Origin of the sequence: Paraburkholderia eburnea (genome assembly GCF_002917095.1) — a bacterium.
Classification (GTDB): domain Bacteria; phylum Pseudomonadota; class Gammaproteobacteria; order Burkholderiales; family Burkholderiaceae; genus Paraburkholderia; species Paraburkholderia eburnea.
Genome location: NZ_PQGA01000028.1, coordinates 1 through 12,081, shown reverse-complemented (window position 1 = coordinate 12,081; position 12,081 = coordinate 1). Strand labels below are relative to the sequence as shown.

11 protein-coding genes are annotated in these 12,081 nt (G+C 67.3%); 4 read left to right on the top strand and 7 right to left on the bottom strand.

Annotated features, from left to right (window positions below; translation table 11 throughout):
* Nucleotides 1-41: 41 nt before the first annotated feature.
* The 7 genes from B0G62_RS28530 to B0G62_RS32555 form a co-directional block, all read right to left on the bottom strand.
* Nucleotides 42-539: a GNAT family N-acetyltransferase gene (locus B0G62_RS28530; RefSeq protein ID WP_103707527.1), complete on the bottom strand. Its 498-nt coding sequence runs from the start codon at nt 537-539 to the stop codon at nt 42-44.
* Nucleotides 539-814, bottom strand: coding sequence for a DUF3566 domain-containing protein (locus B0G62_RS28525; RefSeq protein ID WP_027817320.1), 276 nt, complete (start codon nt 812-814; stop codon nt 539-541). Before B0G62_RS28525 ends, B0G62_RS28530 begins: the two co-directional genes overlap by 1 nt.
* Nucleotides 815-915: 101 nt before the next feature.
* The gene (gene moeA / locus B0G62_RS28520; protein ID WP_103707573.1) at nt 916-2,241 is read right to left on the bottom strand and encodes a molybdopterin molybdotransferase MoeA; all 1,326 of its coding nucleotides are present in this window, start codon (nt 2,239-2,241) and stop codon (nt 916-918) included.
* 118 nt (nt 2,242-2,359) lie between these two features.
* Nucleotides 2,360-2,989 (bottom strand): molybdenum cofactor guanylyltransferase MobA, encoded by a 630-nt coding sequence (gene mobA / locus B0G62_RS28515; RefSeq protein ID WP_103707526.1) that lies wholly within the window; start codon nt 2,987-2,989, stop codon nt 2,360-2,362.
* A 62-nt stretch (nt 2,990-3,051) separates the two neighbouring features.
* Nucleotides 3,052-4,170, bottom strand: a complete 1,119-nt coding sequence (moaA, locus tag B0G62_RS28510; protein WP_103707525.1) for a GTP 3',8-cyclase MoaA — start codon at nt 4,168-4,170, stop codon at nt 3,052-3,054.
* Nucleotides 4,171-4,393: 223 nt separating this feature from the next.
* Nucleotides 4,394-7,738 (bottom strand): Rne/Rng family ribonuclease, encoded by a 3,345-nt coding sequence (locus B0G62_RS28505; protein ID WP_103707524.1) that lies wholly within the window; start codon nt 7,736-7,738, stop codon nt 4,394-4,396.
* Between the two features lie 880 nt (nt 7,739-8,618).
* Nucleotides 8,619-8,747 carry a hypothetical protein gene (locus tag B0G62_RS32555; protein WP_279629777.1) on the bottom strand — a complete coding sequence of 43 codons (129 nt, stop codon included), beginning with the start codon at nt 8,745-8,747 and terminating at the stop codon, nt 8,619-8,621.
* Here B0G62_RS32555 and B0G62_RS28500 point away from each other — a divergent pair.
* From B0G62_RS28500 to B0G62_RS28485, 4 genes are all read left to right on the top strand, one after another.
* Entirely contained in the window at nt 8,700-9,638 is a 939-nt protein-coding gene (locus B0G62_RS28500; protein WP_244193415.1) for an RluA family pseudouridine synthase, read from the top strand. The two genes, B0G62_RS32555 and B0G62_RS28500, sit on opposite strands and share 48 nt — an antisense overlap.
* A 208-nt stretch (nt 9,639-9,846) precedes the next feature.
* A complete protein-coding gene (locus B0G62_RS28495) occupies nt 9,847-10,506 on the top strand; it encodes an HAD-IA family hydrolase (RefSeq protein ID WP_103707522.1) in 660 nt (219 codons plus the stop codon).
* A 14-nt stretch (nt 10,507-10,520) separates the two neighbouring features.
* Nucleotides 10,521-10,931 carry a Rieske (2Fe-2S) protein gene (locus tag B0G62_RS28490; RefSeq protein WP_103707521.1) on the top strand — a complete coding sequence of 137 codons (411 nt, stop codon included), beginning with the start codon at nt 10,521-10,523 and terminating at the stop codon, nt 10,929-10,931.
* A gap of 27 nt (nt 10,932-10,958) precedes the next feature.
* Complete coding sequence (locus B0G62_RS28485; RefSeq protein ID WP_103707520.1) at nt 10,959-11,966, top strand: S49 family peptidase; 1,008 nt, start codon at nt 10,959-10,961, stop codon at nt 11,964-11,966.
* The last annotated feature ends 115 nt before the right edge of the window (nt 11,967-12,081 follow it).

Genomic DNA, 12,081 nt, shown 5'->3' with positions numbered 1-12,081 from the left:
TCCGCATCACTGCGGACGGCCCTTTTTTCGAGCTACGTCGTTTAGCCGATCACCGGTTCGACCGGCGCCGCGAGCTTGTCGAGCGCGTCGCCCGTCACGCGCACGATGCGCCAGTCGGAATACACGGTCGCGCCCATCTTCTCGTAGAAGCGGATCGCAGGTTCGTTCCAGTCGAGCACGCTCCATTCGAAGCGCGCGCAGTTGCGCTCGACGGCGATGGCCGCGAGCGCGCGCAGCATGGCGGTGCCAAGGCCCGTGCCGCGCTGCGTCGGCTGCACGTAGAGGTCTTCGAGATAAAGCCCGCGCCGCCCGAGAAAGGTCGAGTAGTTGTGGAAGAACACCGCATAGCCGACGATCTGGCCCGCGTCTTCGGCGACCAGCGCTTCGGCGGCGGGATGCGCGCCGAACAGCGCGTCGGCGAGCAGTTCGGGCGTGCCGGTGAAGAGATGCGTGAGCTTTTCGAATTCGGCGAGTTCGTACATCAGCGCGTGAATCGCGCCGACATCGGCGGGCGTGGCTGCGCGGATCGTGGCGGCCATCACGCTTCCTCTGGAACGTCTGAGAGATGAATCTCGATGCCGCCGAAACGCGAGGCGACCCAGTTGTACAGATGGCAGGCGATCCACAACAGCACGAAACCGACGATCGCGTTGAGGATCAGCGCGCTGAACACGGTGCCGAGTTCGAAGGTGCCGTAGCGGAAGAACGCGACCACGGCGACGAGCAACACCACGGGCACGCTGAAGGTGAGGTACACGAGGATGAGCGCCTTGGCGGTTTGCCCCGCGGCAATGAACGAGATCTGTTTTTTCATGTGAGTCGGTCCGTAGGTCGAGTGGACGTAGCGCGATGTGGGTTGAGCGTTGACGGGTAAAAACGGATAGGCGGCTGGTTAATGGCGGTGCGGGTGGTGCGTCAGACGAGTCCGTCGAAGAGCATGACGTCGACGGTGTCGCCCGCATCGAGATCGGCGGCCTCATGGGCGAGCACGATAAAGCAGTTCGCCTCGCTCATGGTGCTCAGCGCACCGGAACTTTGCGATCCGGTCGGCGTGACGCGCCATTGGCCCCGCGCGTCGCGTTCGGCGATGCCGCGCTGGAATTCGGTGCGGCCCGCGCGCTTGCGGATCGGCGCGTCGCAGCGCGCGGGAATCAGCGGCACGGGCTGCGGCGTCGCGCCCGACATCGCAATCAGCGCGGGGCGCACGATCTGATAAAAGCTGACCATGGTGGCGACCGGATTGCCCGGCAGGCCGAACAGCAGCGCCGCGCGGCCCACGCCCGCACGGCCGCCCGACCAGATGCGGCCGAACGCGAGCGGGCGGCCCGGACGCATCGCCAGGCCCCAGAAGGCCACGTCGCCGAGCGTCTGCAACTGGGTGCGCGTGAAATCGGCTTCGCCGACCGAGACGCCGCCCGAGGTCAGCACCACGTCGGCGCTTTCGGCGGCCTGACGCAGCGTGGCGGCGAGCGCCTCGGGATCGTCGCGCACGCGGCCCAGATCGATCGGCTCGACGTCCAGGCGCCGCAGCATCGCGCCGAGCGTGTAGCGGTTGCTGTCGTAAATGCAGCCGGCATCGAGCGGCTGACCGGGCGAGCGCAGTTCGTCGCCGGTCGAGAAATAGGCCACGCGCAGCCGCCGCTTCACCTCGACATCGACCAGACCCAGCGAGGCCATCAAGCCGATGTCGCTGGCGCGCAGCACGCGGCCGGCACGCAGCGCCACGCCGCCGCGCGCGAGGTCTTCGCCCTGACGGCGGCGATTCGCGCCGGGCGCGAGCGCGTCGGCGGGGAAGGTGATCGTGGCGGTGCCGTCGCTGGAATCGGCCGCCTGCGCGGCGACGCCCTCCTGCGGCACGACGGTGTCGCAACCCGCGGGCATCGGCGCGCCGGTCATGATGCGCACGCAAGCACCCGCCGGCACCGTGCCCATGAACGGGTGGCCCGCGAAGGCCTTGCCGGCGACCGTCAACGTGAGCGTGCCAGCGTGCCGCGCGAGCGCGGCGCCGTCGAACGCGTAGCCGTCCATCGCCGAATTGTCGTGCGCGGGCACGTCGATCGGCGAGATCACGTCGGTGGCGAGCACGCGCGCGAGGGCGTCGCGCAGCGGCACGCGTTCGCTTTGCGCGAGCGGCGTGACCCATTCCAGCACGATGGCCTGGGCGGCGCTGACGGGCAAGGCTTGAGGATCGAACTGGGTGAGGCTTCCGGCGCTCGCGGAGAAAGTGTTAGGCGTGGTCATGGGGTGGCGAAGCGTCGCATCCGCACGCATTTGGCAAAAGCGCTGCGGCGATCATCCTGGTGAGGTGCCCGAGGCCGGCGCCATGCGAAGGGCATGGAGCGGCGGTCGGCCGTGCCCGTCAGGCACGGTCGAGGTCGGCGAGTTCCTGCAGGGAGTTGACATTGTAAAACGCACGTTCGTCGGCAAAGCTCACTTCGGCCGCCGTGTGGCGCGCGTACCACGCGCGCACCTTGCGCTCGCCCGCGTCCAGAAAGGCTGCGAGGTCGTCGGCAAGCGAGGTGTGCAGCAGCGCGAAGACAGGATGCAGGCTGACTTCGCCCGCGGCGTTCGTGGTCGTTGCCGTGGCGATGGCGACGCCCCGCGCGCGCGACGCTTCGGCCAGACGGGCGCCGAGGTCGGCGGGCAGCCACGGTGAATCGCAGGGCGCGCTCAGCAGCCATTCGGTGCGCGCGGCGCGCAGTCCGGCGAGCAGGCCCGCGAGCGGGCCGGGATAGTCGGGCAGGGTATCGGCGAGCACGCGCGCCTGCCAGGGCGCGCCGAGCGTCGCGTAGATCTCGTGGTTACGGTTCGCGCTGATGGCGATCGTGCCGACCTGCGGCGCGAGACGCGCAAGCACGTGGGCGGCGAGCGGCTGGCCATGCAAGGTCTGCAAGCCCTTGTCGGCGCCGCCCATGCGCTGGCCGCGCCCGCCCGCGAGCACGAGGCCGGTGATGTCGGAGGCAGGGATGGCGGCGGGGAGATCGGGCATCGGCGTGGCGCAAGGCGTGAGCGGGGTGGAGCGAGGTGGAACGGTTGTGCGCCGGCGGCGGATCAGCCGCCGATATACGACATTTCGATACGCCGCTCTTCGCCCGTGGCCGGCGCAGCGGCGCTGCCGCGCAGTTGCGAGTAGCGGTCGGCGCGCTGTTCCCAGATCTGCGCGATGGCGCTGGAGATGGCGGCGTCGCTGGCTTCGCCGCGCACGAGCGCGCGCAGGTCGTAGCCCATCGACGCGAACAGGCACAAGTACAGCTTGCCTTCGGTGGACAGCCGCGCACGCGTGCAATCGCCGCAGAACGCACGCGTGACGCTGGAAATGACGCCGATTTCGCCTGCGCCGTCGGCATAGCCCCAGCGCTGCGCCGTTTCGGCGGCGCTGTGCGCTTCGAGCGGCACGAGCGGGAACTGTGCGGTAATGCGCGCGACCACGTCGGCGGAGGGCAGCACTTCGGCCATGTTCCAGCCGTTGGTCGCGCCCACGTCCATGTATTCGATGAAGCGCAGCGCCACGCCCGAGTTACGGAAGTGGCGCGCGAGCGGCACGATCTCGCCATCGTTGGTGCCGCGCTTGACGACCATGTTGACCTTGAGCGGCGCGAGGCCAACCGCCTGCGCGGCGGCGATGCCGTCGAGCACATCGGCGACCGAAAAATCGGCGTCGTTCATGCGGCGGAACAGGGCGTCGTCGAGCGCGTCGAGGCTCACGGTGACGCGCGTGAGCCCCGCGTCGCGCAGCGCGCGCGCCTTGCGGGCCAGCAGCGAGCCGTTGGTCGTGAGCGTGAGGTCGAGCGGCGTGCCCTCGGGCGTGCGCAGCGCGGCCAGCCGCTCGATCAGGAATTCGATGTTCTTGCGCAGCAGCGGCTCGCCGCCGGTGAGGCGAATCTTGGTGACGCCATGCGCGACGAAAAGCCGCGCGAGACGTTCGATTTCCTCCAGCGTAAGCAGGGAGGCGTGCGGCAGGAACGGATAGTCCTTGTCGAAGACCGCGCGCGGCATGCAATAGACACAGCGGAAATTGCAGCGATCCGTCACCGAAATCCGCAAATCGCGCAGCGGCCGCGCGAGCGCATCGAAGACCTCGCCGGACGGCGCGCGCGCGGACGCCGCCGCCGGCTGGAGGCTGGGCGGCAGTGAGCGGGCATCGGCAACGGGGATGATGCGTCGGGACATGGTTTCTATGTTTTGCGTACTTCGGTCCGCGTACTTCGCGCGATATTTTGATTTTAGCCGAACCACCTGCCGCTCACCGACGAGGGTGAACGCTGATATATCAAAAAAAAGCCCGCCGATATGTGGCGGGCTTTCTTGCTGCGGTGCGGTAATGCGCACAGCCATTTTGAACGGGCACCGGAAGTGTTCGTGAGAACGGATCCGGTGCCGCAACGCGTCAGGTTTAGCCCTGACGGGTCGTTTCCACTTGCTGCATCGGCGCTGCGTCCGCCGGCGGCAGCGGCTTGCGCTCGCGCGGCACGCGCGCGGGCTTGACCACTTGAGCCGCTGCGTCCTGCGCGGCGCGCAGTTTGGCGGTGTCGGTGTTCACCCACACGAGGCCAGCCGATTCGAGCATCGGAGCCAGTGCTTCGCCGCTCGCGGCTGCCGTTGCCGGGGCCGGAGTGGCTGCCGCAACAGCGGGCGCTGCAACCGGTGCCGGTGCGGCGGTTTCCACTGCGGTTTCCACTTGCGCCAGCGCCGGTTCAGCGGCTTCGACACGCGTTTCAACCGGAGCGGGTTGGGCTACGGCTGCCGGTGCGACTTCGGCTTGCGGTGCTTCGACGCGGTCTTCACGCGCCACCGGAAGTTCGGCGGCGGGGGCTTCGACCGGTGCAACAGGCGCTTGAGCGGCCGGCTCGGCGGCCAGTGCGGGCGCTGCCTCGACCGGTGCTGCCGGAGCCACTTCAGCAACCGGCTCGACTGCCGGAGTCACGGCTTCGATCGGCGCGGCCGGAGCGGCCGTTTCCACCGCAGCCGCAGCCGCGGTTTCGACCGGGGCAGCAGGTGCAACCGGCGCTTGTGCCACTGGCTCGGGCTGGGCCGCTTGCGTGGCTTGCGCTGCCGCCACTGCTGCGACCGGCAGGGCCGTCACGACCACGGCTTCTGCGACGGAGGTGTGCACGACGGTTTCCGAAACCGGCGCTTGCGGAGCCTGCGCTTGCGCGTGGGCTTCGGTTGCGGCTTCGTCCGAACCTTCGCCTTCCGTGCCTTCTGTACCTTCCGCGCCTTCGAGTGCTGCCGAACCTTCTGCATCGCGCTCGCGACGACCGCCACGGCGGCCGCGGCGGCGGCGGCGGCGCTCTTCACCTTGCGGTGCTGCACCGTCTTCGTCGAAACCGGCCTGGTTCACGCCATCGGTGAGGGCGGCCTGGGCGGCGTCGGCGGTTTCCGCGTCGGTACCTGCGCTAGCGGCGTCGAGACGGGCCTCCTGTGCCTCGGCGGCTTCGCCCGGCTGCTGACGACGGCGCTCACCACGCTCACCGCGTTCACGGCGCTCGCCACGTTCCGCGCGTTCCTGACGCTCGCCGCGCGGTGCGGCTTCCGCTGCCTCGCTGCGTTCCTGGCCACGCTCGACGCGCTCGATGCGCTGCTGCTCACGCGGTTCGCGCGGTTCACGCTCGGCACGCACTTCGCGGCCTTCGCGTGCTTCGCGCGGCTCGCGTTGCTCACGCGGTGCGCGCGGCTCACGGGCCTCACGTGCTTCACGCGGCTCACGACCTTCGCGTGCCTCGCGCGGCTCACGGGTTTCGCGTGCTTCACGGGGTTCGCGGGGCTCACGCGGCTCGCGGGCTTCGCGTTCCGGACGGCCCTGGCCCGTGCGCGTGCCGGTCGCGGCTTCGCCACGGCCTGCCGCGTCGCGCCCGCCGGTGCGGCGGTTGCGGTTGCGCTCGCCCGCAGCGGACTTGTCGCCACGTTCACCGCGCTCCGTACGTTCGCCACGCTCGGCGCGCGCCGGACGGGCCGCCTTGTCCTGCTGCGCGACCGGTGCCGGTGCGGGTGCCGCGGCCGGTGCGCCGCCAAAGAGGCGCTTGATGAAGCCGAACAAACCCCCGCCGGCCGGCGCTGCCGCGACCGGTGCGGCCACGGGGGCGGCTTCGACGGTCTTGACCGGTGCGGACGGCGCCGGACGCTCCGGCGTGATGCCCTTCACCGCGGCTTCCTGCTTGGGCTTGGCTTCGGCGTTGCGCTTGCTGTAACCGGTTTCCGATTCCAGTTCGCGAGCCGCTTCCTCGGCCATCTTCCAGGAGGCGCGCGGGTCGTCCAGACGCGCATCGTCGTGACGCAGACGCTCGAGCTTGTAGTGCGGCGTTTCCAGATGCTTGTTCGGGATCAGGACGACGCCGACCTTGAAGCGCGACTCGATCTTGTTGATCTCCGAGCGCTTTTCGTTCAGCAGGAAGGCGGTCACTTCGACCGGCACCTGGCAATGAATCGCCGCGGTGTGTTCCTTCATCGCTTCTTCCTGGATGATGCGCAGGACCTGAAGCGCCGACGATTCCGTATCGCGGATATGGCCCGTGCCGTTACAGCGCGGGCAGGTGACGTGGCTGCCTTCCGAGAGGGCCGGGCGCAGACGCTGGCGCGACAGCTCCATCAGGCCGAAGCGCGAGATCTTGCCCATCTGCACGCGCGCACGGTCGTGGCGCAGTGCGTCCTTCAGGCGTTGCTCGACTTCGCGCTGGCTCTTGGCCGACTCCATGTCGATGAAGTCGATCACGATCAGGCCGCCCAGGTCGCGCAGACGCAACTGGCGCGCGACTTCGTCGGCGGCTTCGAGGTTGGTGCGCGCGGCGGTTTCCTCGATGTCGGCACCCTTGGTGGCGCGCGCCGAGTTCACGTCGATGGCGACCAGCGCCTCGGTGTGGTCGATCACGATCGCGCCGCCCGAGGGCAGCGGGACGGTACGCGAGTAAGCCGTCTCGATCTGGTGCTCGATCTGGAAGCGCGAGAACAGCGGCACGTCGTCGTGATACCGCTTCACCTTGTTGACATTGTCCGGCATCACGATATCCATGAAGGCGCGCGCCTGGTCATAGATTTCGGTGGTGTCGATGAGGATTTCGCCGATATCGGGCTGGAAGTAGTCGCGGATCGCGCGGATCACGAGGCTTGATTCCAGATAGATCAGCATCGGCTGACCGCTCGTGCCCGCCTTCGAGGCGGCTTCGATCGCGTGCCACAGTTGCAGCAGGTAGTTCAGGTCCCACTGGAGCTCTTCGGCGGAGCGGCCGATGCCGGCCGTGCGCGCGATGATGCTCATGCCTTCCGGCAGTTCGAGCTGCGCCATGGTTTCGCGCAGTTCCTGACGGTCATCGCCCTCGATGCGGCGCGAGACGCCGCCGCCGCGCGGGTTGTTCGGCATGAGAACGAGGTAGCGGCCGGCGAGCGAGATGAAGGTGGTCAGCGCGGCGCCCTTGTTGCCGCGCTCTTCCTTCTCGACCTGAACGATGAGTTCCTGGCCTTCCTTGAGAGCGTCCTGGATACGCGCGCCGCGCATGTCCACGCCGTCGCGGAAGTACTGGCGGGCGACTTCCTTGAACGGCAGGAAGCCGTGGCGGTCTTCGCCATAGTTGACGAAACAGGCTTCGAGCGATGGCTCGATGCGGGTGACGATGCCCTTGTAGATGTTGCCTTTACGCTGTTCGCGCCCGGCGGTTTCGATGTCGATGTCAATCAGCTTCTGTCCATCGACGATGGCGACGCGCAGTTCTTCCTGCTGCGTCGCGTTGAACAGCATTCGTTTCATTGAACGACTCCAGTGCGGCTTCGCGCGCCACCCTTGACACCCTGGAAGCGCCGGCGCTTCGCCGGACGGCACAGGGGTGGGCAGCGGCAGGCCGCGCCTTATTGTGATTTCACAAGCACGCTGGAGCGGGAAGGATGGCGGGGAGAATTGCCGTTGAGGCGGCCGGTCCGGCGTTGTGTTGCCTGGGACGGGCCGCGTGGGCACATGCGAAATACGTCTTCAAGAAGCGAAGAGACGTGCCGGCGGGGCACGGATGTCCTGCGCCTCCAATGATCCGTCTGTTGCGTGCGCCGGCGGCAAACTGCGCCACGCACGACCGCAACAGGAAACGGGCCGCAGCCGCGAACTGCGCGCGCTGCTGGCTGGATCTGCTTCGCGGCCTTCGCTGTCTGCTGAAGGGCCGCGCACGGGAAGCTAACAGGAACGCCCGTCTTCCCCCTCGGGTGTCTCGCCACTTTTGACGTCGCCATGTCCCGCACGTTGCCGGGACGAATCGGGCGCTCGCCGTATTTTCGCCACCGTCGCGTCGTACCGCGGCCGCATCGAAATCGCTTCGGGCGCGCGGCGCGACGCGCCGGATGAATTCTTTGTACCAACCTTCCGTTACCGTCGGAGCCCGGTGCGACCGAACGTGCCTGTGGGCGCCGTCCCTGCCGTCGGGTGTTCCGTGCGTGCAACTCGTTGCTTCTCTTCAAACAGGGTGAGCAACCATCCCCGGGCGCAAGTAAAATAACGGTTTATCGCTTGCCGCCTGCGCGTTCCGCGTGGTCCCCGTTCCCATTGATCCCCCTTGGATAGCCATCGGGCGGATCAGGAACTTTATGGCCGTTGGGCCAACCTTCGCGTCTGCGTTGGGCAAATTATATTCAGAATGAAAGGGTTAGGCAAAATATCCCAGAATCAGGTCGCAAGTGACCAGGTTTCCCTTGTCGAAATCGACGACGGCGCCGCCGGTCAGCGGATCGACAATTTCCTCCTGCGCGTCTGCAAAGGCGTGCCGAAAAGCCACATTTATCGCATTTTGCGCAGCGGCGAGGTCCGTGTGAATAAGGGCCGGGTCGATGCGCAGTATCGGCTGGAGCTGGGCGATCTCGTGCGCGTGCCGCCCATCCGTATCGCCGAAAAAACCGCGCCTGAGTCGGCGCCCGTGCCGCCCGCCCATTTCAACGTGCTCTTCGAGGACGAAGCGATGCTGGTGATCGACAAGCCGGCGGGCGTCGCCGTGCATGGCGGCAGCGGCGTGGCGTTCGGCGTGATCGAGCAGTTGCGCCAGGCGCGTCCGCAGGCCAAATTTCTGGAACTCGTGCATCGGCTCGACCGCGAAACCTCGGGCGTGCTGATGCTGGCGAAAAAGCGTGCGGCGCTCGTTGGCCTGCACGAACAGATGCGCGACAACAAGACGGACAAGCGCTACTACGCGTGTGTACACGGCGAGTGGGCGAGCGACTGGGGCCGTCGCCGCGCGGTCAAGGAGCCGCTGCACAAGTATCTGACCCCGGAAGGCGAGCGTCGCGTGCGCGTCCAGCCGGACGGCCAGCCGTCGCACACAGTCTTCAATCTCGTGGAGCGCTGGCCGCAGTACGCGCTGCTCGAAGCCGAACTCAAGACCGGCCGCACCCACCAGATCCGCGTGCACCTGGCGCATCTGGGTCTGCCGATTGTCGGCGACGCCAAGTACGGCGATTTCGCGCTCAACAAGGCGCTTGCGCGCACCCATGCGAAGCCGGGCGTCAAGCGCATGTTCCTGCATGCGCACCGGCTCAAGCTCACTCATCCGATCACGGGCGTGCCGCTGCAGTTCGAAGCGCCGCTGCCGCCGGAGTTGCGCCGCTTCGTCGACGAACTGCGCACGCAGCGCGACGCAGCAGGCGAGGACTACGCCGCGCCGCAACCGGAGTGAGGGCGGGAACATCTGGCGGCCGCATTGTCTGATGAATGGGCACAATGCGGCCCGATGAACGCAACGCACCACGCAACGCACCACGCAACGCACCACGCAATGCACCGCGCAATGCACCGACTACACCGACTACACCGACGATATAGTCCGGCGAACCGCGCCGGGTTCCCGCCGGACTCAAGAACCACAGTGTTTGGAGAAGGACCGTATGGCCCGACAGCAATTTGACCTGATTGTGTTCGACTGGGACGGCACGTTGATGGACTCGACCGCCCACATCACGCGCAGCATCCAGGCCGCCTGCCGCGACCTGAGCCTGCCTGTGCCCGGCGACGAGGCCGCGAGCTACGTCATAGGCCTTGGCCTGCGCGAGGCGCTGCAGATCGCCGCACCCACGCTGGACCCGGCCGACTACCCGCGCCTCGTGGAGCGCTACCGCGTCCACTATCTGCTCAAGGATCAACAGACCGAGCTGTTCAAGGGCGTGCGCGAGATGCTCGCGGAACTGCGCGACACGGGCTATCTGCTTGGCGTGGCGACCGGCAAGAGCCGCGTGGGCCTGAACCGCGCGCTGGCGGACGCCAACCTCACGAGCCTGTTCGACGGCACGCGCTGCGCCGACGAAACCTTTTCGAAGCCGCACCCGGCGATGCTTCACGAACTCACGCGCGAACTGGGGCAGGATCTGGGCCGCACCGTGATGATCGGCGACACCACGCACGACCTGCAGATGGCCGCGAATGCCGGTGCGGCCGGCGTGGGCGTGGGCTATGGCGCGCACTCGGCGGCCGCGCTGGAAGCGCTTGAGCCCCAATTCATCGCCTCCGACGTGGCGGCCCTCGCGGCGTGGCTGCGGGAGCACGCATGAGCGAGATCAGGCAAATGAGCAGGCAAGCGAGCGAGCAGGGAGGCGCTCACGCTCCCGTGCGCGTGTGCGCCGCCGGCGATCTGGTCGAAGGCGGCGCGGGCGTGCGCATGAACGCGACTTACGCGGGCGGCCCGGCCGTCGTGTTTTTCGTGCGCTTTGGCGGCGAGGCCTATGGCTATCTGAACCGCTGCGCCCACGTGCCGATGGAACTCGATTGGGTCGAAGGGCAGTTCTTCGAGTCGTCGGGGCTGTATCTGATGTGCGCGACGCACGGCGCGATCTATCAGCCCGAGACCGGCAAATGCGTGGGCGGACCCTGCCGTGGCGGGCGTCTGCGCCCGGTGCGCGTCGAGGAACGCGACACGCCCGATGGCCGTGCGGTATTCTGGCTGCCGGACGACGATCTGCTTCCGACCCCGACCTGATTTTCTCGCTGATCCAATCACCTACGCATGTCAGACAACCCGACACCCGATTCGAACGAGCCGCCGCGCCCCATGCATTCGGGCAAGGTGGAAGCCGGCAATGGCGGCTGGGAGCGCGATGCGCTCGAACGCATCGCCATGGCCGCCATCAACGAGCAGCGCGCGGCGCGGCGCTGGAAGATCTTCTTCCGCTTCGCGTTCCTGGCGGTGTTGGTGCTGATTGCGTGGAGCGTGTTCGATTTTTCGGGCGCGCGCGTCGAAGGCGGCGGCCGTCATACGGCGCTGGTGTCGCTCGACGGCGAGATTTCGTCGGATACGCCCGCCAATGCCGAAGACATCAATAGCGCCCTCGACAGCGCTTTCGACGACGACGGCACCGCTGGCGTGATCCTGCACATCGACAGCCCGGGCGGCTCGCCCGTGCAGGCCGGCATCATCAACGACGAAATCCACCGGCTGCGCGCGAAATATCCGGCCATCCCGCTCTACGTGGTGGTGGGCGACATGTGCGCCTCGGGCGGTTACTACGTCGCTGCCGCCGCCGACAAGATCTACGTGAACAAGGCCAGCATCGTCGGCTCGATCGGCGTGCTGATGGACGGATTCGGCTTTACGGGCCTGATGGACAAGCTCGGCGTCGATCGCCGTCTGCGCACTTCGGGCGAAAACAAGGGGTTTTACGATCCGTTCTCGCCCGATACGCCGAAGATGGACGCGCACGCGCAGGAAATGCTCGACCAGATTCACCAGCAGTTCATCGACGCCGTGAAGGCGGGTCGGGGCCAGCGTCTGAAGGATTCGCCCGATATCTTCTCGGGCCTGTTCTGGACTGGCCAGAAGAGCGTGGAGCTGGGTCTCGCCGATGGTTACGGCGACACCGATTTCGTCGCGCGCGAAGTCATCAAGGCGCCGGATGTGGTGGACTACACGGTCAAGCAGGGCATTTCCGACCGCCTGGCGAAGCGCTTTGGTGCGAGCGTGGGCTCTGGGGCCATGCATTCGCTGATTTCGGGCGCGAAGCTTTCGGTGCGCTAATTAGTCGCACTGCTGTGGGCGTGTCAAGTCCTGGAATAGGTTGACACTATTTTGCGTCCCTGAACGCCCGATGCACCGCATCGGGCGTTTTGTATTGAAGGGCGGTGTGTGGCCG